The 23,216-nt window shown below is 68.6% G+C and carries 22 protein-coding genes and 1 pseudogene; 12 read left to right on the top strand and 11 right to left on the bottom strand.

The window, feature by feature from the left end; genetic code table 11:
* Positions 1-74: 74 nt before the first annotated feature.
* Complete coding sequence (locus E0497_RS01430; RefSeq protein ID WP_137722983.1) at positions 75-746, top strand: response regulator transcription factor; 672 nt, start codon at positions 75-77, stop codon at positions 744-746.
* Positions 747-750: 4 nt separating this feature from the next.
* A complete protein-coding gene (locus E0497_RS01425; protein ID WP_137722982.1) occupies positions 751-1,902 on the top strand; it encodes a sensor histidine kinase in 1,152 nt (383 codons plus the stop codon).
* A 34-nt stretch (positions 1,903-1,936) separates the two neighbouring features.
* Here the strand turns inward: E0497_RS01425 and E0497_RS01420 are convergent, their stop codons facing one another.
* A complete protein-coding gene (locus E0497_RS01420; RefSeq protein WP_137722981.1) occupies positions 1,937-2,323 on the bottom strand; it encodes a limonene-1,2-epoxide hydrolase family protein in 387 nt (128 codons plus the stop codon).
* A 44-nt stretch (positions 2,324-2,367) separates the two neighbouring features.
* Positions 2,368-2,961, bottom strand: a complete 594-nt coding sequence (locus tag E0497_RS01415; protein ID WP_137722980.1) for a TetR/AcrR family transcriptional regulator — start codon at positions 2,959-2,961, stop codon at positions 2,368-2,370.
* Positions 2,962-3,108: 147 nt separating this feature from the next.
* Here E0497_RS01415 and E0497_RS01410 point away from each other — a divergent pair, with 147 nt between their 5' ends.
* The 4 genes from E0497_RS01410 to E0497_RS01395 all read left to right on the top strand — a co-directional run bounded on the left by E0497_RS01410 (position 3,109) and on the right by E0497_RS01395 (position 6,964).
* Positions 3,109-4,278 carry a phosphotransferase family protein gene (locus tag E0497_RS01410; RefSeq protein ID WP_137722979.1) on the top strand — a complete coding sequence of 390 codons (1,170 nt, stop codon included), beginning with the start codon at positions 3,109-3,111 and terminating at the stop codon, positions 4,276-4,278.
* Complete coding sequence (locus E0497_RS01405; protein WP_137723156.1) at positions 4,278-5,438, top strand: Rv3169 family protein; 1,161 nt, start codon at positions 4,278-4,280, stop codon at positions 5,436-5,438. Before E0497_RS01410 ends, E0497_RS01405 begins: the two co-directional genes overlap by 1 nt.
* Positions 5,439-5,712: 274 nt before the next feature.
* Positions 5,713-6,447 (top strand): polyprenol monophosphomannose synthase, encoded by a 735-nt coding sequence (locus E0497_RS01400; RefSeq protein WP_137722978.1) that lies wholly within the window; start codon positions 5,713-5,715, stop codon positions 6,445-6,447.
* A 109-nt stretch (positions 6,448-6,556) separates the two neighbouring features.
* Entirely contained in the window at positions 6,557-6,964 is a 408-nt protein-coding gene (locus E0497_RS01395; protein WP_137722977.1) for a hypothetical protein, read from the top strand.
* 9 nt (positions 6,965-6,973) lie between these two features.
* Here the strand turns inward: E0497_RS01395 and E0497_RS01390 are convergent, their stop codons facing one another.
* Entirely contained in the window at positions 6,974-8,596 is a 1,623-nt protein-coding gene (locus E0497_RS01390) for a long-chain fatty acid--CoA ligase (protein ID WP_137722976.1), read from the bottom strand.
* A 211-nt stretch (positions 8,597-8,807) separates the two neighbouring features.
* Here E0497_RS01390 and E0497_RS01385 point away from each other — a divergent pair, with 211 nt between their 5' ends.
* The 3 genes from E0497_RS01385 (at position 8,808) to E0497_RS01375 (ending at position 12,140) form a co-directional block, all read left to right on the top strand.
* Positions 8,808-9,596, top strand: a complete 789-nt coding sequence (locus E0497_RS01385; RefSeq protein WP_137722975.1) for a hypothetical protein — start codon at positions 8,808-8,810, stop codon at positions 9,594-9,596.
* Positions 9,593-10,207 (top strand): TetR/AcrR family transcriptional regulator, encoded by a 615-nt coding sequence (locus E0497_RS01380; protein WP_161987375.1) that lies wholly within the window; start codon positions 9,593-9,595, stop codon positions 10,205-10,207. The genes E0497_RS01385 and E0497_RS01380 overlap by 4 nt, the downstream gene beginning before the upstream one ends.
* Positions 10,208-10,406: 199 nt before the next feature.
* Entirely contained in the window at positions 10,407-12,140 is a 1,734-nt protein-coding gene (locus E0497_RS01375; protein WP_137722973.1) for an ATP-binding protein, read from the top strand.
* Positions 12,141-12,149: 9 nt separating this feature from the next.
* Here the strand turns inward: E0497_RS01375 and E0497_RS01370 are convergent, their stop codons facing one another.
* From E0497_RS01370 to E0497_RS01360, 3 genes are all read right to left on the bottom strand, one after another.
* Complete coding sequence (locus E0497_RS01370; protein ID WP_137722972.1) at positions 12,150-12,473, bottom strand: cupin domain-containing protein; 324 nt, start codon at positions 12,471-12,473, stop codon at positions 12,150-12,152.
* A 2-nt stretch (positions 12,474-12,475) separates the two neighbouring features.
* On the bottom strand, positions 12,476-13,252 hold the full coding sequence (locus tag E0497_RS01365; RefSeq protein WP_137723155.1) for a class I SAM-dependent methyltransferase: 777 nt from the start codon (positions 13,250-13,252) through the stop codon (positions 12,476-12,478).
* Positions 13,253-13,394: 142 nt separating this feature from the next.
* Positions 13,395-13,985 (bottom strand): CHAP domain-containing protein, encoded by a 591-nt coding sequence (locus E0497_RS01360; protein WP_137722971.1) that lies wholly within the window; start codon positions 13,983-13,985, stop codon positions 13,395-13,397.
* 45 nt (positions 13,986-14,030) lie between these two features.
* Between E0497_RS01360 and E0497_RS01355 the strand changes: the two genes are divergently transcribed.
* The gene (locus E0497_RS01355; RefSeq protein ID WP_137722970.1) at positions 14,031-14,645 is read left to right on the top strand and encodes a class I SAM-dependent methyltransferase; all 615 of its coding nucleotides are present in this window, start codon (positions 14,031-14,033) and stop codon (positions 14,643-14,645) included.
* A gap of 7 nt (positions 14,646-14,652) precedes the next feature.
* Here E0497_RS01355 and zapE read toward each other — a convergent pair whose 3' ends face one another.
* Complete coding sequence (gene zapE / locus E0497_RS01350; RefSeq protein WP_137722969.1) at positions 14,653-15,687, bottom strand: cell division protein ZapE; 1,035 nt, start codon at positions 15,685-15,687, stop codon at positions 14,653-14,655.
* 40 nt (positions 15,688-15,727) lie between these two features.
* Between zapE and E0497_RS01345 the strand changes: the two genes are divergently transcribed.
* Positions 15,728-16,324 carry a TetR/AcrR family transcriptional regulator gene (locus E0497_RS01345; protein ID WP_137722968.1) on the top strand — a complete coding sequence of 199 codons (597 nt, stop codon included), beginning with the start codon at positions 15,728-15,730 and terminating at the stop codon, positions 16,322-16,324.
* A 31-nt stretch (positions 16,325-16,355) separates the two neighbouring features.
* Positions 16,356-17,631, top strand: a pseudogene (locus E0497_RS01340) (HNH endonuclease signature motif containing protein).
* Positions 17,632-17,712: 81 nt separating this feature from the next.
* On the opposite strand, the gene E0497_RS01335 reads toward E0497_RS01340, so the two are convergent.
* The 4 genes from E0497_RS01335 to pepN form a co-directional block, all read right to left on the bottom strand.
* A complete protein-coding gene (locus E0497_RS01335) occupies positions 17,713-19,380 on the bottom strand; it encodes an alkaline phosphatase D family protein (RefSeq protein WP_137722967.1) in 1,668 nt (555 codons plus the stop codon).
* A gap of 127 nt (positions 19,381-19,507) precedes the next feature.
* On the bottom strand, positions 19,508-20,269 hold the full coding sequence (locus E0497_RS01330; RefSeq protein ID WP_137722966.1) for an ABC transporter permease: 762 nt from the start codon (positions 20,267-20,269) through the stop codon (positions 19,508-19,510).
* A gap of 96 nt (positions 20,270-20,365) precedes the next feature.
* Positions 20,366-20,497 carry a hypothetical protein gene (locus E0497_RS20935; protein WP_277751658.1) on the bottom strand — a complete coding sequence of 44 codons (132 nt, stop codon included), beginning with the start codon at positions 20,495-20,497 and terminating at the stop codon, positions 20,366-20,368.
* 175 nt (positions 20,498-20,672) lie between these two features.
* On the bottom strand, positions 20,673-23,162 hold the full coding sequence (gene pepN, locus E0497_RS01325; protein WP_137722965.1) for an aminopeptidase N: 2,490 nt from the start codon (positions 23,160-23,162) through the stop codon (positions 20,673-20,675).
* Between the last annotated feature and the right edge of the window lie 54 nt (positions 23,163-23,216).

Genomic DNA, 23,216 nt, shown 5'->3' with positions numbered 1-23,216 from the left:
CATAGTGTTAAAGAAAATCGTCCGCTGCGACCAGCCACCGCCGAGCGGAGCGGCCACCGAGTCGAGGAGTCATCATTCGCGTCCTGGTCGTCGAAGACGAACCCTATCTGGCGCAGGCGATCGCCACCGGCCTGCGGCGTGAGTCGATGGCGGTGGACGTCAGCGGCGACGGTGCCGAGGCACTCGAACTGATCGCGTTCAACGACTACGACGTCGTGGTGTTGGACCGCGACCTGCCGACGGTGCACGGTGACGACGTCTGCAGGCACATCGCCACCACGCACCCGGAGATCCGTGTCCTCATGCTGACCGCCGCGCACGCGCTGGCCGAACGTGTCGAGGGCTTCGAGATCGGCGCCGACGACTATCTGGTGAAGCCGTTCGAGTTTCCCGAGCTGGTGGTGCGCCTGCGCGCGTTGGAGCGTCGCAGCCAGCCCGCGCGGGGGCCGGTGCTGGAAGCCCACGGGGTGCGCCTGGATCCGCTGCGGCACGAGGTGTGGCGTGACGGTGAGACGGTGCGGCTGAGCCGCAAAGAGTTTGCGGTGCTGCACACGTTGATGAAAGCCACCGGTGACGTGCTGTCGGCGGAGACTCTGCTGGCGAAGGCGTGGGACGCGAACGCCGACCCGTTCACGGCGTCTCCGCGCGTCACCATCTCCCATTTGCGCAAGAGGCTCGGCGAACCGCGGGTGATTCAGACGGTGATCGGCGTGGGTTACCGTTTCGGCGTGGCAGAGGAGAGCTGACACCATGCACTTGCGGGGCTTCGCCGCGGCTGTGCCGCAGACACCGATCGGCCGTGCCCGACGCTTGACCATTCGCGCCCGGCTCACTCTCACCTATGCCGGTCTGGTGACGGCCGTGGGTGCGGCGCTGATCGCGATCGTCTACCTGTTCATGTACTTCATGTCGGTCAACTTTCGGTTGGCGGTGCCGGCGACCCCGGAGGGCGTTCTCGAGGTGGATGTCCCACTCACGGCGTTGACGAACTTCCTGGACACCATGCTCGTCACATCGATCGTCACGCTGGCCGTACTGGCGTTGGCATCCGCGGCCGTGGGCTGGTTCGTGGCGGGGCGGATGCTCGCTCCACTGGCGGCGTTGAACGCGGCCGCCACCCGCGCCGCCGCCGGCGATCTGAGTCAGCAACTCGCGCTGAGCGGCCCGCGCGACGAGCTGCGCGATCTGGCCGATACGTTCGATCGGATGTTGTCTTCTCTGGCCGAGTCACTGAACTCGCACCGCCGTTTCGCGGCGAACGCTTCGCACGAACTGCGCACGCCGCTCGCCGCGACACAGACGATGATCGACGTTGCGCTCGCGGACCCGCAGGCCACCACGGCGGATCTGCGGGCGCTGGCCGAACGCATCCGGGAAGTCAATCGGGCGAACGCGGAAACCGTGACTGCGTTGCTCGAGTTGGCGCAGTCACAGTCGGGTCTACTGACGCGCGAGGAGGTCGATGTGACCGCCCTCGTGCACGAGAGCCTGACGGTGGTTGTGCCCGAGGCTGCCGCGCTGAAGGTTGCACTACCGCGGCCCGCATCGCAGCCTGCGACGGTGAACGGCGACCGGGTGCTGCTGCGGCAGGCACTGACCAATCTGCTCCGCAACGGGATTCGGCACAACGTTCCCGACGGTGCCGTGCAACTGGAGTGCGAGGTCGATGCGGCGGCGGTACGCATTCTGGTGCGCAATGACGGCCCGCCGGTGCCGGCCGAACTGCTGGCGACGCTGACCGAGCCGTTCGTGCGCGGCAGCGGCCGTGCCCGCACGCACGACGGCGGCCACGGGCTGGGGCTCGCGCTCGTGGCGGCGGTGGCCGAGGCGCACGCCGGCCAGTTGACGCTCACCGCGAATCCCGACGGTGGCTTGACCGCGCTGTTGCAGTTGCCGCGCTAGACGGACGAGCTCATGACGCCGGTGTGGAGTCGGGTCAGCCGGCGGAATCTCCCCCACCGAACGCGGCGGTGATCGCGCCCATGTCGAAGTAGTCGCGCCACGCCGCGATCTTCCCGTCCACCACTTCGAACACGCCCATGACGGGCAGCGGGGTCTCCTTGCCGAGGCCGCGGAGGACGTCGGTGCGCTCGTTCATGACGACGGAGCCGGACGCCGTCTGGCGGTGGACGACGAAGTCGATGCCCTCGAACGTGGCCAGGAAGCCGACGAGGAATTCGCGGATCGCGTTGCGTCCGACCACCGGATCCATCGGAATGTTGTGGTACACGGCGTCTTCGGTGAAGTAGCTCGCCAGGACGTCCGGGTCCGGATCGGACCATCGGGTGCAGAATTCGGTGACCAGATCGGCGGCAGCGCTCATGTGTCCACTCCTCGTCGTGCCGTTACGTACGTGCTCGGCGGAATCTACCGCGGCAGCGTCCCGTGCAACACGATGTCGACGAGTGCCGTCGCCAGCCCGTCCTGATCCTGCACGTCGCGCACCGACTGCGCGAAGATCGCCGCGCCGGCGATGACGTCGAGCAGGACGTCGGCGTCGACCCCGTCGCGGATCTCGCCGGCAGCGACGGCGTCGGCGATCCGCTGTGCCAGCACGTCACGGATCACGTCGATCTGACCGGTGACCAGTGCCATCCGGGCCGTCTCGTCGGTGCGGCCCTCGCTCATCAACCCCGGCACGGCCTCCCGCGTCGCCGGGGCCCCGAACAGCGCGACCGCACCGCGGGCAAGGCGTTCGATCTCGTCGGCGATCGGGAGATCCGACTCCCACTCGGTCACCACCGTCGGATAGACGGCGTCGTGCACGACGTGCGCCTTCGACGGCCAGCGCCGGTAGATCGCGGGACGCCCGACCCCGGCTCGGGTGGCGATAGCGTCGATCGATGTTCCGGCGTAACCGTTCTCGATCAACAGTTCGCGTGTCGCCTGCAGCACCGCGTCGTCGATCGCGGGATTACGCTGCGGACCCAACCGGTGCTGCGCAGGAATTTTCGACGACATTCTTGAAACCTCTTACACAAAAACGTGACAGTCGTTACATTGTGTCACGGCCCAGTCGATACGGGATGCATCGGGTAGGCAGATCGAGTTCGTAGACCGCGAGGCCTCGTCTTCATCACCGGCCTCCCGACCACCGAGGGGGCAGTCATGAGTGCCGAGCACACCACCGGAAGCCCGGATTTCTCCGAGGTGGCCCGCCCCGGCGCGTCCCGCACCGACCCCGGCGAACTCGCGCACCGACTGCAGGACTGGCTGCGCACGGCACTGCCCGCCGACGCGGACCCGCAGGTCACCGACGTGCAGGTACCCGCGGCGAACGGCATGTCCAACGAGACGATCCTGTTCGACGCGGTGTGGTTCGAAGCCGGGGAGCGCCGGCACCACGACCTGGTGGCCCGCATCGCGCCCGCCCCGTCCGGGGTGCCGATCTTCCCGTCGTACGACCTCGACCGGCAGTACCGGATCATGCAGGCCGTCGCCGAACGCTCCGACGTCCCGGTGCCACGCGTGTACTGGTCGGAGACGTCCCCGGACGCTCTCGGCGGCGAGTTCTTCGTCATGGAACGATGCGACGGCCTGATCCCACCGGACGTGATGCCGTACAACTTCGGGTCGTGGCTGTCGGAGGGTTCCGACGCCGACCGCCGCCGACTGCAGAACACCTCGGTTCGCATCCTGGCCGATCTGCACGCGACACCCGAACCGGCGCAACTGTTTCCGGACGCCGCTGCCACGTCGGCCACTGCTGCTCTGAGCGCCCACATCGACGGACAGCGCCGCTACTACGCGTGGGCGACGGAGACCGGGCCGCGGTCGCCGCTCATCGAACGCGGACTCGCGTGGCTCGACGAGCACCGGCCGTCCCCGTCCGGGCCGGCCGTGCTCTGCTGGGGCGACGCCCGGATCGGGAACGTCGTCTACCGTGACTTCGAGCCCGCCGCGGTCCTCGACTGGGAGATGGCGGCGCTCGGCCCCCGCGAACTGGACCTCGGCTGGATGATCTTCATCCACCGCTTCTTCGAGGACCTCGCCACCGTCGCCGGGCTGCCGGGCCTGCCGGACCTGCTGCGCCGCGGTGACGTCGCCGGCACCTACACCGATCTCACCGGGCACACCCCCGAGAATCTGGACTTCTACACGCTGTACGCGGCGCTGCGACACGCGATCATCATGTTCCGGATCCAGTGCCGCGCAGTGGCGTTCGGTCAGGCCGAGGCGCCCGCCGATCCGGACGACATGATCCTGCATCGGAAGACGCTCGAGGAGATGCTCGCCGGCACCTACTGGGACCGCGTCGGCGGGACGGAGGTGGCGTGATGCTCTCCCCGATGGACGACTTCCCGGTGCACCAGATCGCCGAACCGATCCGGCACGTCGGCACCTCCGACCGCAACTTCTACGACCGCTACTACTTCAACTGCCATCCCGGCCTCGACTACGACGGGCAGCCACTGTTCCTCATCGTCGGGCTGGGCCAGTACCCGAACCTCGGTGTCACCGACGGGTTCGCGGTGCTGCGCCGCGGCGACGACCACATCGTGGCGCGGGCGTCCAAGGCGCTCGGCAACGACCGGATGGACGTCTCCGTCGGGCCGCTGCGGATCGAGGTGATCGAGGGACTGCACCGGCTGCGGGTCGTGCTCGACCCCACCCCGGAGGCGCCGGATCTGTCGTTCGATCTCGTCTTCACATCCGGCACCCCGGCCGCGTTGGAGGCCAGGCACTTCCACCGACAGCTCGAGCGGGTCACGTTCGACACCCAACGGTTCGTGCAGACCGGACGGTGGGAGGGCACCCTGACCGTCGACGGCGACACGATCGCGGTCACCCCCGACACCTGGCGCGGCAACCGGGACCGCTCGTGGGGTGTGCGCCCGGCCGGCGAGGCCGAACCACCCGGCCGGCGCGCCGATCCGGCGCTCGCCGGGGAGCAGAACTTCTTCTGGATCTACGCGATCATGCAGTTCGACGACTTCTCGATCGTCGCGATCGTGCAGGAGGATCGGCACGGCCGCCGGATCGTCGAAGACGCCACCCGCGTGTGGACCGACCGCAGCCGCGAACCCGAATGGCTCGGCCGCCCCGAACACGACCTGACGTTCGTCTCCGGCACCCGTGAGATCGCTACCGGCACACTCGAATTCCACCGGTCCGGCGGCTACGGCAGACCCGACGACGTCCTCACCGTCACGTGCGACCCGGTCCTCCCCCACTATCTCGGCGTCGGCACCGGCTACGGCCTCGAACAGGATTGGCGGCACGGCATGTGGCAGGGCGAACTCGTCGTGCAGGGCCTGCGCGAGAAGGTCGCCGACATCGAGCCGTGGAAGAAGCTGTTCTGTCCCGTCGACAACCTGTCCCGGTTCACGCTCACCGAGGACGGCGTCACCCACGTCGGTTCCGGACTGTTCGAGGTCGCCGTCATCGGCCCGTGCGACCGCTACGGATTCGACGGCGCCGGCGACGTCGCCCCCTGAACCACCCCGACCCGCGAACGAGAGTCCACCCCTCGATTCTCGTTCGCCTCCCCGCCCGGGCGGTCCTGCCCTCCTCCCCCGACCAGGACCGCCCGGGCTCCTCTTTCCTCGATCGAGCACGGCATCACAGCACAGATCACACCCACAGATGGTGAACATCACCGTGAACCCACCTGAACACTCGGATAAGCCCAGGTAAGTTGCCTTCGTATGCATTGATGACCACACTCGTTTTCGCCGGAGACGACAGCGTGTGATCACCAGGGAAGGCACCATGGACAGCAGTTCGCCGAAAACCACCATCGTTGTACCCACGTACAACGAACGCGACAACCTGCCGAAACTGGTCGAACTGCTGGCAGCGTTGGAGGTCGAGAACCTGCACCTGCTGGTGGTCGACGACAACTCCCCCGACGGCACCGGCGATGTCGCCGAGAAGCTCGCCACCGAGTCGACGCTCCCGATCCGGGTGCTGCACCGCACCGTCAAGGACGGTCTCGGTCGCGCCTACGTGGCCGGCATGACCCAGGCCCTCGACGAGGGCGCCGACATCGTCGTCCAGATGGACGCCGACCTGTCGCATCCGACCGAGGTCGTCCCCACGATGGTCCGCACCCTCACCACGACGGACGCCGCCGTGGTCCTCGGCTCCCGGTACGTGCCCGGCGGCGCGGTCGCCAGCGACTGGCCGTGGCACCGCAAGGCGCTGTCGGCGTGGGCCAACTTCTACGTCAACGCGATCCTGCGACTCGGTGTCAAGGATGCGACGGCCGGCTTCAAGGCGTGGCACGCCGACACCCTCCGCGCGATCGACGTCGCGTCCATCCAGTCCAACGGCTACTCGTTCCAGGTGGAGATGAACTACCGCACCACCAGCCGCGGCATGCGTATCGCCGAGGTGCCGATCCGCTTCGAGGAGCGCATCGAGGGTGTGTCGAAGATGAGCCTGAAGGTGCAGCTCGAATCGGCGCTGGTGCCGTGGAAGCTGCGGTTCGGCAAGAAGGCCTGATCGGCGGTTCACCCGCCGCGGGTGATTTCGGCTCGGCCGCACGCATTCTCCGGAACTGTGTGCGGCCGAGCCGTTAGCGTGGGCGCCTCACCGACACGAAGGGGCTGCCATGCGCGTCTCCCGCACCTCCGCCGCCGTCACCGCGCTTGCCGGGGCCGCCGTCCTGGCGTTCGCGCCGGCCGCGTCCGCCGCCACCGTCTACGACGTCACCGTGATCCCGCCGATCGGCACCGTGTACGCGAACACGATCACCACCCTCGGTGTCGTCGTCACCCCCACCCCGTCCGGCGCCGACGCGACGACACCGGTCACGGCCCGGATCACCGAACCCGACGGCGACGCGCGCACCGTGACGATGCCGCTGACGCTCGGCGGGGCGACGGCGGCCACCCGGCTGCACGAGGCCGGGCGGTACACCGTCGCCTTCACCTACGCCCCGCCGTCCGGGGCGACGGCCACCACGACACTGCAGTTCGACGTGGCGCCGTCGCCGTTCGGGTTCGGCAGCGCGTCCTGACGCCGCCCGTCAGAGCCGGGTGATCTCGAGGTTCCCGTCGTGGAAGTCGGCGCGCAGCCGCTTCTTGTCGAACTTGCCGACACTGGTCTTGGGGACTTCCCGGATGCGGGCCCAGTTCTCCGGCAGCTGCCACTTGGCGACCTTGCCGGCCAGGAAGTCGCGCAGCTGGTCGAGGGTGGTGTCGCTGTCCTCGCGCAGCACCACCGCCACGAGCGGGCGCTCGTCCCACTTCTCGTCGGGGATGCCGATCACCGCGGCCTCCGCGACCGCCGGGTGCGCCATCACCGCGTTCTCCAGGTCCACCGACGAGATCCATTCGCCACCGGACTTGATGATGTCCTTCGTCCGGTCCGACAGGGTCAGGAAGCCGTCGGGGGTGATGGAGCCGACGTCGCCGGTGCGCAGCCAGCCGTCGCGGAACTTGTCGGGGGCGTCGACGCCGTAGTACGCCGCCGCGATCCACGGCCCGCGCACCTCGAGTTCGCCGATGCTGCTGCCGTCGTGCGGGACGGTGTCGCCGGCGTCGTCGATCAGCCGCGCCTCCACGGACGCCGGGAACCGGCCCTGCGTGTAGCGGTAGCGCCAGCGGTCGTCGCCGCTCGCGTCGGCGGGTGGGCGGGCGACGGACCCGAGCGGTGACGTCTCCGTCATGCCCCACGCGTGCAGCACCGACACCTGATGGTCGTCCTCGAACGCGTGCATCAGCGACGGCGGCACCGCGGACCCGCCGATGAGGACCTCCCGCATCGACGAGATGTCCTGCGGATGCTGCTCGAGATACAGGTGCAGACCCTGCCAGATCGTCGGGACGGCGGCCGCGAACGTGGGCCGCTCGGACGCGATCAGCTCGGCCAGCGGGGCGGGCTGCAGGAACCGGTCCGGCATGATCAGCGACGCCCCGATCATGAACGCCGCGTACGGCAGACCCCACGACATCGCGTGGAACTGCGGCACCACCGCGAGCGCCCGGTCCCCCTGCTTCAGATTCGGACCGTCACTCATGCACACCTGCATCGAATGCAGGTAGATCGACCGGTGCGAATACACGACGCCCTTCGGGTCGCCGGTGGTGCCCGACGTGTAACACATTGCGGCCGCGGACCTCTCGTCCACTTCCGGCCACTCGTACTCGGTGGGTTGCGCGGCGAGCAGCGCCTCGTAGCTGTGCACCTGGACGCCGTCCGGCGCCTCGAGGCCGGCCGTGGAGTCGCCGGTGACGATCACATGCTCGACGGTCTTGAGCTGCGGCAGCTGCGGTGCGAGCAGCGGGATCAGCGTCGCGTCGACGATGACCACCCGGTCCTCGGCATGATTCGCCACATGCACCAACTGCTCGGGGAACAGCCGCACGTTGAGGGTGTGCAGCACCGCCCCCATCGACGGCACCGCCAGATACGCCTCGAGATGTTCGGCGTTGTTCCACATGAACGTCGCCACCCGGTCGTCGCCGTCGACACCGAGACCGCGCAGCGCGTGCGCGAGGGCCGCGCACCGGCGTCCGACCTCCGCGTACGTGCGACGCCGCGGACCCGACTCCGTCCACGTCACCACCTCGGCGCTCCCGTGGACGGTGCTGCCGTGACGCAGCAACTGTGCGACGGACAGCGGCAGTTCGTTCATCGTGCTCAGCATGAGGCGGCTCCTGGTTTCCGTGTCCACCGGTGACGGACACGTCGTGAATGCAACCTACGCCACGAATGAGATGTGCGTCACTACCCTCTGTCGGCGGCGGCACGACGGCATCGGCGTCCGCCGAACAGTGCCCGGCCCGTTCGAAAACTTTCGATCCCGACTGCGCGAAAAGTAGTACGTGTGCACTTCCACCCGGAATACAGTGTCCCGCATGACGAAATTCCTCGACGGGTACCTGAAGTCACCGCTGTCGGGTATCGCCCCGTGGATTCTCATGGCAGTCCTGTCGGCGCCCGGCCGGTTCGAGGAGGCCGTCTGCGCCGCCCTGGGCCTGACGCTGCTGACGATGTGGCTCGGCACCCGTCGCGGAGTCAGGATCCACGCCCTGGACACATTCGGTGCGCTGTTCTTCGCGGCGCTCGCCGTCGTGGGTCTCGCCGCGTCCGACAGTGCTGTCGACTGGATCGAGGTGTGGGCCGGTGAGATCACCAACGCCGCCCTGGCACTGTTCGTCGTCGTCACGATTCTCGTCCGGCGGCCGTTCACGCTGCCGTATGCGAAAGAACAGGCACCGCAGGAGTATTGGGACACACCCCTGTTCGTCAAGATCAACTATGCGATCTCGTCCGTGTGGGCCGGTGCGTTCGCCTTCTCCGCCGGGGCCGGACTGTTCGGCGACGCGGTCCTGGACGACCCGGGCAACTTCTGGGCTGCCTGGATCCTGCCGCTGGCCGCGATCTTCTTCGCGGTCGCGTTCACCGAGTTCTACCCCGACCACGCCGGCGCCGCAGATGCGGCGACCCGCGGGGAGATCGAAGTCGCACCGTCGATCGTCACCCTGTTCGCGTGGGTGCCGATGTTCGTCGTGATCGCCGGCATCTTCGGCTGGGTGACCGATGCCCTGCCGGACGCCGCCGGAATCGGCATGATCGTCGTGGGTGTCGCCGGGAACGTGCTGGTGTCCAGGCTCGCCCCGAAGCCGCAGGCGGATCCGGCTTGACCCGGCAGGAACGCCGCAGAGCCTCCACCCGGGCACGGATCCTGGCAGCCGCCGACGCATTGTTCGACGAACGCGGCTACGCCGAGACCTCGATCGAGAACATCTCCGAGGCCGCCGACGTCGCGGTGCGCACCGTCTATCTCCACTTCCCGTCGAAGGCCGCGATCCTGCTCGCCTACTTCGACGGTTGGCTCGACGCGTTCGTCGACGCGATTCTCGAACGCCCCGTCGACGAACCGGTTGTCGACACCGTCCGGGACGCGCTGCAGGCGATGACCGCGGCCGGGTGGACCGACCGGGTCGAGAACACGGACACCCGCGTGCATCCTCTCGTCGCCCACCTCGATTCGGGGCCACCGGACGTCGCCGGACACGTGTTCCAGCGCTGGATGGGCGTGCAGGCCCAACTGATCACCGATGCCGTGGAGCGCGGGAACCACCCGGCCGATTCCCTCGTCCCCCACGCCCGGGCCGCCTCCGTGTTCGCGGCCTGGATCGCCGCGATGTCCGCGGCACGGGCCGCGGAACGGGGCGCCGCCCTGCCCGCGAACGCCACCGGCAACAGCCTCGGACTCGAGGCCCTGCAGCACGTCACCGGCGGACAACTCTGAGCGGAGCCACGAGGTCGATCACCTCGGCCCGGCAGTTCGACAACTACGAAACAACTCGCATCCCGATAGGAAAAGCATCCCTACCTGCACTTACACCGCCGGTAGATCCGTATCGGCAGGCCGCCCGACGCCATGCCGCCGACAAGTTGTTTCATAGTTGTTTCAACAACTATGAAACAACTGTGGGTACCATCCACACATGGCACCCACCCTCCCCGATACGGTCCACACCGCACTCGACGCGATCTGGGCCGGGGCCACGGGCGACTCACAGGAATCCACGGTGCTGGACTTCAAGGAGGATCCCGCTCGAGTGCCCGGCCGTCCCGTCGGCCGCGGGAACCCCGACGCCGCGGTCACCGAGACACTCATCGACGAGTGCATCTGCTTCGCCAACGGCGACGGCGGTGACGCCCACGTCGTCCTCGGGGTGTCCGACAAGCGTTCCGGACCTGACGCGTTCAGCGGCACCGACCGCGACGCCGAATGGATCGAACGGAAGGTGTTCGACAAGACCCGCCCCAACCTGCGGGTGGAGGCCGGCGCCGTCGACTACCACGGGCACCGACTGCTCCTCGTCCGCATCCCGGCCGGACTGTCCGTCTACTCGCGCACCACTGGGGCGGCCTCACGGCGCATCGGAACCGACTGTGTCCCCCTCACCGAACACGAACGCCGCGACTTGCACTCCGCGCGCGCCAACCCGGATATGACAGCGCGCGCCTCCGTGCTCACCGCGGACGATCTCGATCCACTTGCGATCACTCGCGCCCGGACCCTGCTCACCGCGAAACGTCGCGCCGTCGGCGACAGCACCGCCGTCCCTGAACAGTCACTCGCACTGCTGCGCGAGTTGGGACTGCTGACGTCGTCTGGATCACTCACCGTCGCAGCCGAACTGCTGTTCGGTCAGCACCGACCCGAGGTGGTGTCCGTCCGCTACCTGCGCCGCACCGTGCCCGGTGGCGAACCCGCCGTCACCGATCTCGGTGGCGCGCTGGTCCTCGTGTTCGATCAGGTGCAGGATCTGGTGCGCCGACACGCGGACGCGGAGATCGCCCGCGTGAATCTGCCCGGAGGGCAAGAGGTTGCGGTGCCCGCCTTCCCGAACAGGGCCGTCGACGAGGTGGTCTCCAACGCGCTGATCCACCGGGACTGGTCGATGGCCTCTCCGGTCGTCGTCGACCAGTCTCCCCGGGTCCTGAAGTTGTGGTCTCCGGGCGCCCTCCCCTTCGGTGTCACATCCGACCACCTGCTGACCACCCAATCCGTCCCGCGCAACAATCGACTCATGGCCGGGATGCGCGCGCTCGGTCTCGCAGAGGAATCGTCCCGAGGATTCGACCGAATGTGGTCGGCGATGCTCTCGACCGGACGCACCGCGCCCGAAGTCGAGGCGGACGACTTCCACGTCTGCGTCACGCTCGTCGCCTCCCGGCCCGATACTGCGTTCGTCGCGGGCCTCGCCCGGCTCCGACACCGGTACGGAACCGACACCATCGACGCCGTCAACACGCTCATCGTGCTCAAACACCTGTCCAAGGCGCCGTTGATGACGCTCCGGCAGGTCACCGCACAGACCCAGACCGGAACCAGCGAGGCGTTGCAGACGATGGAATGGCTCGTCGATATCGACATCGTCCAGCCTGTCACCGAGCGCGGCGACGAATGGGTGCTGACCTCGACTGCTCGCACCTGCCTGGGCGGCGCGTCGGGGATCGACATCGCGGCCGTGTCGGTACAGGACTGGATCGAGGAACGCCTCCGCGCCGGAGATGCCGTCACCAACCGGGACGTCGTCGCCGCGACCGGCGCCGACGGCAAGGACGTGACTGCACTGCTGCGCTACCTGCGCCAGTCCGGGCGCGCCGTCAAGGATCCCTCCGGACCGAGCCGTGGCCCCGGAGTTCGCTGGGTCGCCCCCGGGATGTGACGAACACCGTCAGCGCAGGACGCACAGCACCACGACGGAATCCTCCGCCGCGACGAGTCGGTGCACGATGCCGGTGTCGAGGTTGACTGCGGTGCCCGGCACGAGATCGACGGACGTGCCCTGGGTCTCGAACGCCACCTTCCCCACGAGGCCCTGCACCAGGATCGGGGCCGCCGCCTTGTGATCGTCGAGGACCTGACCGGCCGTGAAGCTCATGCGGACGACGGTCACGCCGGGGCCGGCGGACAGGCGTTCGATCCGCGGCATCGGACCGTCCTTCGGCTCGAACGTCACCAAACCGTCGATCCGTACCAGGCTCGTCTCCGCCGTCATCGCTACGCCTTTCTCGCAATCACCTCGATGGCTGTCAGATGGTCACGATACGTCGTGAAGGTGCGCCGCATGGCGAGCACACGGGTGCGGGCGTCGGCGTCGCGCAGCAGATTTCGTACGAACCGCAGCGTCCCGCGGACACCCTCGTCGGCGATCAGTCGACGCGGCCGCAGCAACGCCATCGGCGCGAACGACACCGTCTCGACACGGAAACCGTTGTCGTCCAGCAGGGACCGCCATTCGTCGGCCGTCAGCGGACGCGCATTGACCTTGATGGACCGGGCCAGTGCCGTGCGGATCTCGTCCTTGGTGTCGTCGGCGAGATCGTCCGGTGTCAGCGCCAGTTCGTGGATCGCGTACCGGCCACCGGGCCGGAGCACCCGCCGCGCCTCCTCGACGATCTCCCGCTTGTGCCGATCCGTCTGCATCGTGAGCATCGCCTCCCCCACGACGACATCGGCCGTCGCAGCGCTGCGACCGGTCGCCGACGTCTCCCCGCGCACCACCGTGCCCGCCGCGCCGACCGCGGACTGCGCCAGTCGTACCGCGTCGTCGTCGGCCTCCACACCGAGATAGCTGCGCGGGCCGCGGGCGACGATCTCCCGGGCCGTCCGTCCCAGGCCGGGCGCAAGTTCGACGACGTCGGCGCCGGAGACACCGGCGTCGGCCAACATGCGTTCGGTCAGCTCACGCCCACCCGGCCGCAACACCTTCTTTCCCAGCCGGGCCAGGAGCCAATGTCCGGGCAGATGGGTGGCATCGCGGTCCGCGAGCGGCATACGTGCCGGCTCGGCACCCTGTCCGTGGTCCGTCACCGTGATCAGCCTCCTTCGGGTCGATCCCCCTCTGCATCGACTCTAGGAGAAAATCTTGAAATAGGTAAGGCTATGTTTAGTTTCGATGTGTTCGGTTCCGGTGGGCTCAGTTCAGGCGTCCGAAGCCGACGACCGCATGATCGGACTGCCAGTCCAGATCGTGGACCCGGATCTTGCCGAGTTCGTTCCCGCCGACCGTGGTGGCGGTGTCACCGTCGACCGCGACCACGACATTGGTGTGCTGACCGAGCCGGAACTCGTTGTCGTACAACACCACATCACCGACCACCGGACGGTAGCCGTTGCCGATCGACTCGAGCCGGTTCTGCGACTGGTAGTACTCCTGCAGTGTGTACACGCCCGGGATCCGCCACGACCCCGAGTTCGGATTGGACAGCGGCTCGCCGGCCTCCCGCATGATCCAGCTGACGAAGTTGGCGCACCACGGTTCCTGCGCACCGTCCGAATAGAACGTGCCCGGACGCTGATCCGCATGCTCAGCCTCGAGCAGGTCGACGACCCGAACCTGCGTGGGCGACAAGGCCGTTCGATCCACATCCGGGAACGACGCCGTGTCCCACGGAAGATACCGGGGCGGCGCCCACACCAACACCGCACCCACCGCCACCGCCAGCACCGCAACGATCGACGCGATCCACACGGCAACTCTCCGGCGACGGGACGACTGCGCATTCATGGCGTCGAGAGTAGCCGCCGAGAGAGATCGCTACCCTCGGCCGGCATGGAGCAGCCCGGGTACGACGCCGTCGCCGACCTCTACGTCCGCACGTTCCCCTCCCCCTACCTCACGGTGCTCGAACGCCACGCGGTGGCGATGTTCGCCGAACTCGTCCACGCCGGCCCGGCCGCAGGCACCGTCGTGGACGTGGGCTGCGGCCCGGGCCGGATCACCGCCGACTTGGACCGCGCCGGCCTCGATGTGATCGGTGTCGACCCGAGTACCGAGATGCTGCGGATCGCGCGGACCGAACACCCGCACCTGCGGTTCGTGCTCGGTGACGCCGTGCTCGACACACTCCCCACCGTGACCGTCCGCGCAATCCTGGCGCGCTACAGCCTGATCCACGTCGCTCCCGCGAATGTTCCAGCGGTACTGGACCGATGGTTCCGGCTACTGGTACCGGGTGCGATCGTCGCGATCGTCGGGCAGGCCACCGACGAGGTCGGTGCCGTCACCGAGTTCGACCATGCCGTCGCCCCGGCGTGGCGCTGGCACCCGGACCGACTCGCCACGGTGCTGGATACCGCCGGCTTCGACGAGGTCTGGCGGACCGTCAGCCGTCCCGACGCAGACCACCGTTTCCCCGACGTGCACCTCGCCGCGCGGCGGCGGTGAGCGGACGCTACGACCGGACGGCCGCGAGGTCGATCCATCGGAGCCGGCCGAGACGGCTACAGGTGCGGTCGATGTCCACCGGAAGCCCCGCGCGGTCACCGCCCAGGGTGTCGAGCGATGCGTGGGCGAGGAAGATCACCGTGACGTCGCGATCGTAGAGTACGTCGATGACGTTCGCGAAGCGTTGCGCAGCATCTCTTTTCACATAGCGTAGCTCTGGAACACCGGACACCACCCACCGAGGAAAGTCCCGGGCGAGCACCAGATAGTCGGCCGGGGCCGTCGCCCGCTCACACAGATCGGCGAAGTCGATCCACAGGTGGTCGGCGGCCCGGTGGACGTGCACGGGGTGTCCGGCGGGCCGCAGGGTTCGGCATTCGGTGGGCGTCGGCACGTGCAGACCGAGTCGCGTGAGCTGCCCGGGCGTTCCAGGCGACACCCAGAATCCGGCCGCGAAGCCGCTGTCGTGTGCCGCAACCGTGCGGTAGTCGACCGGACCGTCGAGGGTGACGACCGTCAGACTGCGCTCGATCAGGTCGATCGTGGGCACGAAACCATCGTGGAACAGTGGATTGGGCATCAGGGATCTCGGTGGATAGTTCGATGTCAGCACCACCCGGATCTCGCGCTTCACGAGCACCGGCAGCAAGCGGGCGATGAACTTTCCGTCCGCGGGGTCGTACACGTGGAACTCGTCGAAGCAGACCACGTCGAGTCCGTCGAGTATCCGGTCCAACGCGACCCCGAGATCGTTGCGGGACGCCCGGATGGCCGCGTGCAGGTCCCGGAAGAACTCATGGAAATGCACCCGCAGCTTGCGTCCGTCCGGCAGCGCATCGAAATACGTTGCCATGAGCCAACTCTTACCCCGGCCGACAGGGCCCCACAGGTACAGATCGCGGTCACCCGCGGCGAGGACAGCAGCGGCGTGCCGCTGCGATGCGTCGAGCACGAATCCGAGTTCCGCTGCCGCCGTGTCGAACACGGCAGGATCGACGGATCGACCGGACTGTTGCGGTGGGGTTTTCCGGGACCAGCGCATGACGAGACTCTAGCATCGTAGAGGGTGCGAGGATGGAGACATGCCTCACCGCCCGTCCCGCCGCGAACTCATCTGCGAGGCCGCCCTCGACCTCGCCGCCGAGGGCGGCAACCATACACTCACCCACCAGGCCGTCGACGCGCGACTCGGGCTCGCCCGCGGGTCGACGTCGTACTACTACCGAACCCGCCACGCGCTGGTCACGGCCGCGGTGGCACACCTGACCGACCGCTCCCGCGCCGCCTTCCACGACCACCTCCCCGACGAGCCGCCACGGACATCGTCCGAGGCCGCTTCACTGATCGTCGACCACCTCGCAATGTCGACGGTCGAGCGGCGTCGGGACGTCCTCGCCCGCTACGCACTTCTCACCGACGCCGCCGGCGACGACGAACTGCGGGCCGGACTCGCCTCGTGCCTGCTCTCGATCCCGGAAGCCACCACACTGATGGAGGGACTGGGTGCGGCCGACCCGACCGGCGCCGGACGCGATCTCGTCAGCCTGCTCGAGGGGCTGGTGTTCGATCTCGCGTACGGGTCCCGCGCCGTCGATTCCCGAGCCGCGTTCGACGACCGCCGGGCCGCCCTGCAGACGGTGATCGGACGGTGGATCGAGATGCTGACCGCGAACCCTTGACTCGAACTTATGTTCGAATTAATCTCGTGTCATGAATCCGGGGGGGATCGCCGCAACCAGTCGCAGCACTCTCGCTGCGCGCCGAGGATGTCGACAACCTTCCCGCGCCGGCACTTCTGGACAGCACGCTCGAGGTGTCCCGCGAGATCGAACGCCTCGAGGCTCTCCGAGTGTCGCTGGTCGCCGAGATCGCGGAGCGTCCGGTGCCGCTCGACACGCTCGGCTACCGCAGCGTCAAGCAGTGGCTCGCCGCCCATACACTGCTCGAAATACCTGCTGCTGCACGAATTCTCAATCTTGGGTCGGCGCTCCACCGCGAACCCGATGTCGCCGCCGCCTTCCACGACGGGCGCCTGTCCGCCGACCATGCCGCCCTCATCACCGGATTCTGTGAACGACCACCGCGCGGCATGCCCACCGAGGCACTCGACTCGTGCCGGCAGATTCTGCTCGACGCGGCTACCGGCCCGAACGCCACCACCACCACCGTCCGCACCTGCATCGCCCGACTCGAGCGCATCTTCGAATCCGACGAACTCCCGCCCGCGGAGGACGCCGACCGCAACGAGTTCCACGCCGCGAAAACCCTGAACGGACGGGTCGCCGTCAAGGGAGATTTCGACGCCGTCACCGGCGAGATGCTGCTGAGTGCGCTCTCCGCACTCACCAGACCGGGCAACCCCACCGACGATCCTGCCGGCACCCGCACCTCGGGGCAGCGTCGCGCCGATGCCTTCACCGAAATTCTGCGCCGCTACCTCGATTCCGGCAACACCCCCATCGACGGTGGTGAACGCCCGCACCTCAACCTGCACGTCGACGCCCACGACCTGGCCCGGACGGCCGCGGACCACCCGGATCTGTTCGGCGGCAGTGACATCGCGCGCATGCCGTGGCTCGGGCCGCTGTCGATCCCGACCACCCGACTGATCGCGTGCGACTGCCACCTCACGCCGATCGTCTTCGCGGACGGCGCCCCGATCGACCTGGGTCGCACCACCCGCACCGTGTCCAAGAAGCAGCGCCGTGCTCTCACCGCCCGCGACCACGGCTGCGCGTTCCCCGGGTGCGGGGCCCCACCCGCCCACTGCGATGCGCATCATGTCCGGCACTGGGTCGACGGCGGCCCCACCGATCTCGACAACCTGGTCCTGCTCTGCCGACACCATCACCGGACGCTCCACCACACCCCCTGGACCGTCGCCATCGCCGCCGATCGCCGGCCGTGGTTCACCCCGCCCACCAGCGTCGACCCACACCGACAACCCGTTCCGGCCCACGGGCGGGCCGGCCCCCACGCCGCGTAGGCGCAGAAGCCCCGGACAACCACAGAGAACCGCTGTAGCCGACGCTCCCCGGGAGTGCCGGCCGCAGCGGCATGTGCAGGGTCAGACGCCGGGGCGGTACACCCTCGGATCGAGCGGCCCCGGCACCGGATGCGCCTTCCCGGTGCCGTCGGCCACCCGGTAGCTCATCCCGTGCCGGGCGGTCCCCCGCGGATCCGTCGGATCGTCGACGTAGAACCAATCCATTTGCGCGCCTTGCTTGTCCACCTCGAATACGCCGTAGCCGTGGGAGTCGAGTTCGACGTACCGCACATGACGGTTGATCGTTTTGAATGCTTCCTCCGCGGCGACGGTCGCCGTCCGCGGCGGCACGTTCAGCATGTCGTCGATGTTCGGTGACGTCACCGACGGCACCACGAACTCGGTGCCGACGGTGCCGGCGACCGGATAGTTCGCGGCGTCCACCGGCAGGTCGCACGCCCACGACGTGTGGATGTCCCCGGTCAGGAACACGGTGTTACGCACCGCATTCCCGGTGATCGCGTCGAACAGTCGACGTCGGTCGGCGGTGTAGCCGTCCCACTGGTCGGTGTTGTAGGGAATGCCCGCGTCGGGGACGCCGATCATCTCGGTGATCGCCGCCGTGGTGCGGGTGTCGAGCGGCGGGAACACACACGGCGTGATCATCACCGGGTTGCCGACGAGCTTCCACCGGGCCGGGGAGGTGACGATGCCGCCGGTCAGCCAGTCCATCTGGGCGCGCCCGGTGATCGTCCGGTCGGGGGCGTCGACCGTGCGCCAGCCGGCACCGGCGGACGCCTGCTCGTCCCGGTAGGTGCGCAGGTCCAGCATCGACAGTTCGGCGAGATTCCCGAACCGGAAACGCCGATACAGTGCGGCATCGGTTCCGGTTCCGTTGACCCGCACCGGCATCCACTCGAAGTACGCCTGCGTCGACGCGGCCTTACGGGCACCCCACTCCCCCTCGGTGGCGGGATCGTGGTTCTCGGCGCCGCCGTCGTAGGCGTTGTCGGCGGACTCGTGGTCGTCCCACGTGGCGATGAACGGCACCTTCGCGTGCAGGGCCGTCAGATCCGGGTCGGTCTTGTACTGCGCGTGCCGGATCCGGTAGTCGGCGAGGGAGACGATCTCGTGCGCCGGATCGTGCAGGCGCACCGATCCGGTGCGGGCACCGTATTCGCCGCGGCCGTACTCGTAGATGTAGTCGCCGAGGTGCAGGACGGCGTCGAGGTCGTCACGGTCGGCGAGATGCCGGTACGACGCGAACCAGCCGGCCTCCCAGTTGGAGCAGGACACGACACCGAACCGCAGCCGCGGCACGTCGGCGTCGACGGCGGGCGCGGTGCGGGTGCGTCCGGTCGGCGACGTCTGCCCCAGTGCGGTGAACCGGTAGAAGTAGCCGGTGCCCGGACGCAGACCGGTGACGTCGACCTTGACGGTGTGGTCGCGGTCGGGGCCGGTGGGGACGGTGCCGCTGCACACGATGGTCGTGAAACCGTCGTCGGCGGCGACCTGCCAGGTCGTCGGCACCGTCGGCCCGACACCGGAGCCGGGTGCCGCGTCGGCGGACGGGGTGACGCGGGTCCAGATGATCACACCGTCGGGCAGTGGATCACCGGACGCGATGCCGTGCCCGAAAACCGCGGACGGGGTCGCGGCGGCCGCCTTTCCCGCCGTCGCGGCGACCAGTCCGGCCCCCGCGAGCATCACGGAGCCGCGCAGGACACCGCGACGGCTCACTCCTGACATGTCGGTGTTCTCCAGGTTTTCCTGCACCACGTTTTCCAGCACCCCAGGATCACAACCCACATTCGGACGGGTGTTCAACTCGATTCCGGGGAATGCGGCGAGTGTTCATCGACTGTTCCGCGGACCGTCAGACCGAGGTGTGGCTCCCCGGCCGGTGCACGACTCCGCGGGCCACCAGTTCCATCGTCACCGCCACCGCACACGACTGCGCCAGCAACAGGGCCACCAGCACCAGGATCTGCACGGCCCCGGCCTGCACCGCGGACCCGGTGGCGAGCAGGACACCGACGAAAGCACCCGGCAGCGTGACGAGTCCGACGGTGCGCGTCTGGTCGAGGCCCGGCAGCAACGCGTCGGACGCGGCCGACCCCACCACCTCCATGCGCGCGTCCCGCACACTGAATCCGAGGCTCAGTCCGGCCTCCACCTCACCCCAGCGTTGCTCGATCGCGTCGAGACCACGTTTGGCGGCGAGCGCGGTCGCGGTCATTGCATTGCCCAGCACGATGCCCCCGATCGGGACGAGCGCCACGCCCTGCAACGGGACGACGCCGCTGACCAGCATCATCGGCACCACCAGGCCGACCCCCGACGCGAGCGCCACCGCCAGCCAGGCCGCGGATCGTCCGGCGCGGGCACGACGGGCCGCGGTGAAGACTGCGGCCACGAACATCACGGCCAGCACCAGCAGCGACGACCACAGGTGCGCGAGCGCGGCCACCAGGATCAGCGCGACCACGGCCAGCTGCAGGGCTCCGCGCACCGCAGCCCACGGTGCGGTCACCGGCCGGCCGAGGTGGGCGACACAGTAGACGACGGCCGTGCACGCGAGCATGACCGCGCACAGCAGCAGCAGTGCGACACCGGGGTTCGCCAACGATGCACTCATCGTGGACACCTTCCCACGGCCGAGACATGCCTCGGGCCCGGAGTGGTGGCGACTCCGGGCCCGAGTTCGGCGCGGCCACCCCTGGCCGGCCCCGTCCTACTTCAGCAGTGCAGCGAACGCCCCGACTGCGGCGACCAGTCCGGCGAACGCACCCACTGCTTCCGCCCCGGCGATCAGCTGGTCGAAATCCACCGAACCGGCGGCCGCCGCGAAATCCTCAGAACCCATTGTCATTCCCCTTCGTTTCTGCGAAGCCGACGCCTCACCGTTCCGCCGTTCTCGGCGACAAGGCATGTGTAGCCGAGCACGAGACCGGTTTCCAAGCCCCGAAGGTGATCTGCGGCAGGCTCTTACAGAAAAGAAACGCCCGAGGCCGCCGGCGTAAAGACGGCGTCACATCGCGTTAACACCGCGCCGCCCGCACCCGGAGATCGCGGGCGAGATGGTCGCGCTGTTCGAGCACCAGGCGGCGCAGCGCGTCGGGGGCGTCCGGGTGGGCGCCGAGCCAGGTGTCGACACCGTCGAGGGATTCGGCGGCGGGAAACAGGCCGAGCACGATGCGGCGGGCGATCTCGATGCTGCGCCCGGCCCACACGTCACCGATCGCCGCGAAGTAGGCGTCGTCGTACCCGGCGATCAAATCGCGCCGGCCACCGGACCGGAAGCCGCCGATGACGGCGTCGAGCTGGTCGTTGCTGAGCGTGGGGTCGTCGAGCGCGGACCGCCAGGCGTCGGCCTTCACGTCCGGGTGCGGGCGGGCCGCGAGGGCCCGCAGGTGTGCGGTGCGCCCGGAGGCGGTGTCGTCGCGGGCCAGTTCGGTGTCGACGTCGTCCGGGCCGGCATGCCCGGTCGCCGACAGCGCCGTCCACCACGCCCACCGCAGGTCCGGGTCGAGACGCAGCCCGTCCGGACCGGGACGGTCGCCGGCGAGGATCGCGCGCAGGTCGGCCGCGTGCCGGTCGTCGACGGCGGCGGCCGCCGCCACGGCCCGCGCCCACGCCAACTGCGCTCCGGAGCCGGGTGCAGCGTCGTGCATCGTGGCCCAACAGGTGTCGAGCCAGTCCTGCCTCCACCGGTCACGCGTCGCGTCGGGCAGGTAGTGGGCGATCGCGTACGACGCGTTCGCCAGGACCGCCGCGGTGAGGGCGGTGTTCGTCTCCGCCGGAGCGAACCGCCGCGCCGCGTCCAGGTAGCGGACGGGATCGAGTTCGCCGTCACGGACCGCGTTCCACAACGCCGACCAGATCAGACCGCGCACGAGGGGGTCGACGACACGATCGAGTGACTGTTCCACCGTGGCAAGAGAATCCGCGTCGAGTCGCACCTTCGCATAGGTGAGGTCGCCGTCGTCGATCAGTCGCAGCGCGGCCGCGGGAAGGTCGACGGGGGTCCGGGGGTCCACCACATCGAGTTCCATCCGGCCACTGCGCACCAGGTTCCCCACGTCGTCGACGTCGTAGAGGCCGACGGCGAGCCGGTGCGGCCGCGGATCGGTCTGCACGATCTCCCACCCGTCGGCCGCCCGTTCGAGGGTGAGCGTCGACATGCCGGTGGTCTGCAGCCAGGCCCGCGCCCACGACTCGAGATCACGGCCCGACGCCGTCGACAGCACCGCCAGCAGGTCGGCGAGAGTCGTGTTGCCGTAGGCGTGTTCACGGAAGTAGCGTCGGGCGCCGTCGAAGAACGCGTCCCGGCCGACGTACGCGACGAGCTGTTTGAGGACACTGGCCCCCTTCGCGTAGGTGATGCCGTCGAAGTTGAGTTTGGCGGCCTCGAGGTCGACGATGTCGGCGACGATCGGGTGCGTCGTCGGCAGCTGGTCCTGCGAATACGCCCACGCCTTACGGCGATTCGCGAACGCCACCCACGCGTCGGTCCACTCGGTGGCCTCGGCGCTCGCGAGGGCACCCATGTAGTCGGCGAACGATTCCTTGAGCCACAGGTCGTCCCACCACACCATCGTCACGAGATCGCCGAACCACATGTGCGCCATCTCGTGCAGGATCGTGTTGGCGCGCGCCTCGTACTGCGCGGCGGTCGCGGCGCCACGGAAGACGTACGCCTCGGTGAACGTCACACAGCCGGGGTTCTCCATGGCGCCCAGGTTGTATTCGGGCACGAACACCTGGTCGTACTTGCCCCACGGGTACGGGTAGTCGAAGTGTTCGGCGAAGAAGTCGAGGCCCTGCTTCGTGACCTCGACGATCGTGTCCGCGTCCAGGTGCCCGGCCAGCGACGCCCGACACATCACCCCGAGCGGAACCTTCAGATCGCCTCGACGCCACACGGATTCGATGCGATGGTATGGCCCCGCGACGATCGCGGTGATGTACGTGGAGATCGGCAGCGTCGGCGAGAACTCCACGAACTGGCGGTCCCCGTCGTCCTCGACGACGGCCACCGGACGGTTCGACGTCACCTCCCAGCCGCTCGGGGCGGTGACCACGAACGTGAACGGCGCCTTCATGTCCGGCTGCTCGAAGCACGCGAAGACCCGACGCGCGTCCGACGGCTCGTACTGCGTGTACAGATAGGTCTGCTCGTCTACCGGGTCGACGAACCGGTGCAGGCCCTCCCCGGAACGGCTGTACTCGCCGACCGCGCTGACCACGACCGTGTTGGTGCTGCGCAGCCCGCGCAACCGGATGCGGGCACCGTCGTGGTCGACGTCCACGAACTGGCCGTTGACGATGACGGACCGGATCTCGAGGCCGATGAAGTCGAGCCACGTCTCGGCGGCCGACGCGTCGAACTCGACGGTCGTGGTGGTGAGGAAGCCGGCTTCCGTCGGATTCGGCGCACCGGTGACGTCCAGTTCCACCCGGTACGAGCGGACGGTGACCTCGGCGGAACGGGCGGCGGTCTCGGCACGGGTCAGATTCGCGATACTCACGTCCCCGATCCTGCCAGGACAGCAGGACGACGGCGGGATCTCGACCTAGCATCG

Source organism: Prescottella subtropica, from assembly GCF_005434945.1.
Lineage (GTDB): Bacteria > Actinomycetota > Actinomycetes > Mycobacteriales > Mycobacteriaceae > Prescottella > Prescottella subtropica.
The sequence above is the reverse complement of the archived record's forward strand: the minus strand, read 5'-3'. Positions and strand labels throughout refer to the sequence as shown.

Excerpts from the sequence above, each read along its gene's own strand:
- E0497_RS01425 (WP_137722982.1), top strand. The coding sequence starts at position 751 with ATGCACTTGCGGGGCTTCGCCGCGGCTGTGCCGCAGACACCGATCGGC.
- E0497_RS01420 (WP_137722981.1), bottom strand. The coding sequence starts at position 2,323 with ATGAGCGCTGCCGCCGATCTGGTCACCGAATTCTGCACCCGATGGTCC.
- E0497_RS01415 (WP_137722980.1), bottom strand. The coding sequence starts at position 2,961 with ATGTCGTCGAAAATTCCTGCGCAGCACCGGTTGGGTCCGCAGCGTAAT.
- E0497_RS01410 (WP_137722979.1), top strand. The coding sequence starts at position 3,109 with ATGAGTGCCGAGCACACCACCGGAAGCCCGGATTTCTCCGAGGTGGCC.
- E0497_RS01405 (WP_137723156.1), top strand. The coding sequence starts at position 4,278 with ATGCTCTCCCCGATGGACGACTTCCCGGTGCACCAGATCGCCGAACCG.
- E0497_RS01400 (WP_137722978.1), top strand. The coding sequence starts at position 5,713 with ATGGACAGCAGTTCGCCGAAAACCACCATCGTTGTACCCACGTACAAC.
- E0497_RS01395 (WP_137722977.1), top strand. The coding sequence starts at position 6,557 with ATGCGCGTCTCCCGCACCTCCGCCGCCGTCACCGCGCTTGCCGGGGCC.
- E0497_RS01390 (WP_137722976.1), bottom strand. The coding sequence starts at position 8,596 with ATGCTGAGCACGATGAACGAACTGCCGCTGTCCGTCGCACAGTTGCTG.
- E0497_RS01385 (WP_137722975.1), top strand. The coding sequence starts at position 8,808 with ATGACGAAATTCCTCGACGGGTACCTGAAGTCACCGCTGTCGGGTATC.
- E0497_RS01375 (WP_137722973.1), top strand. The coding sequence starts at position 10,407 with ATGGCACCCACCCTCCCCGATACGGTCCACACCGCACTCGACGCGATC.
- E0497_RS01370 (WP_137722972.1), bottom strand. The coding sequence starts at position 12,473 with ATGACGGCGGAGACGAGCCTGGTACGGATCGACGGTTTGGTGACGTTC.
- E0497_RS01365 (WP_137723155.1), bottom strand. The coding sequence starts at position 13,252 with ATGCCGCTCGCGGACCGCGATGCCACCCATCTGCCCGGACATTGGCTC.
- E0497_RS01360 (WP_137722971.1), bottom strand. The coding sequence starts at position 13,985 with ATGAATGCGCAGTCGTCCCGTCGCCGGAGAGTTGCCGTGTGGATCGCG.
- E0497_RS01355 (WP_137722970.1), top strand. The coding sequence starts at position 14,031 with ATGGAGCAGCCCGGGTACGACGCCGTCGCCGACCTCTACGTCCGCACG.
- zapE (WP_137722969.1), bottom strand. The coding sequence starts at position 15,687 with ATGCGCTGGTCCCGGAAAACCCCACCGCAACAGTCCGGTCGATCCGTC.
- E0497_RS01345 (WP_137722968.1), top strand. The coding sequence starts at position 15,728 with ATGCCTCACCGCCCGTCCCGCCGCGAACTCATCTGCGAGGCCGCCCTC.
- E0497_RS01335 (WP_137722967.1), bottom strand. The coding sequence starts at position 19,380 with ATGTCAGGAGTGAGCCGTCGCGGTGTCCTGCGCGGCTCCGTGATGCTC.
- E0497_RS01330 (WP_137722966.1), bottom strand. The coding sequence starts at position 20,269 with ATGAGTGCATCGTTGGCGAACCCCGGTGTCGCACTGCTGCTGCTGTGC.
- E0497_RS20935 (WP_277751658.1), bottom strand. The coding sequence starts at position 20,497 with ATGGGTTCTGAGGATTTCGCGGCGGCCGCCGGTTCGGTGGATTTCGAC.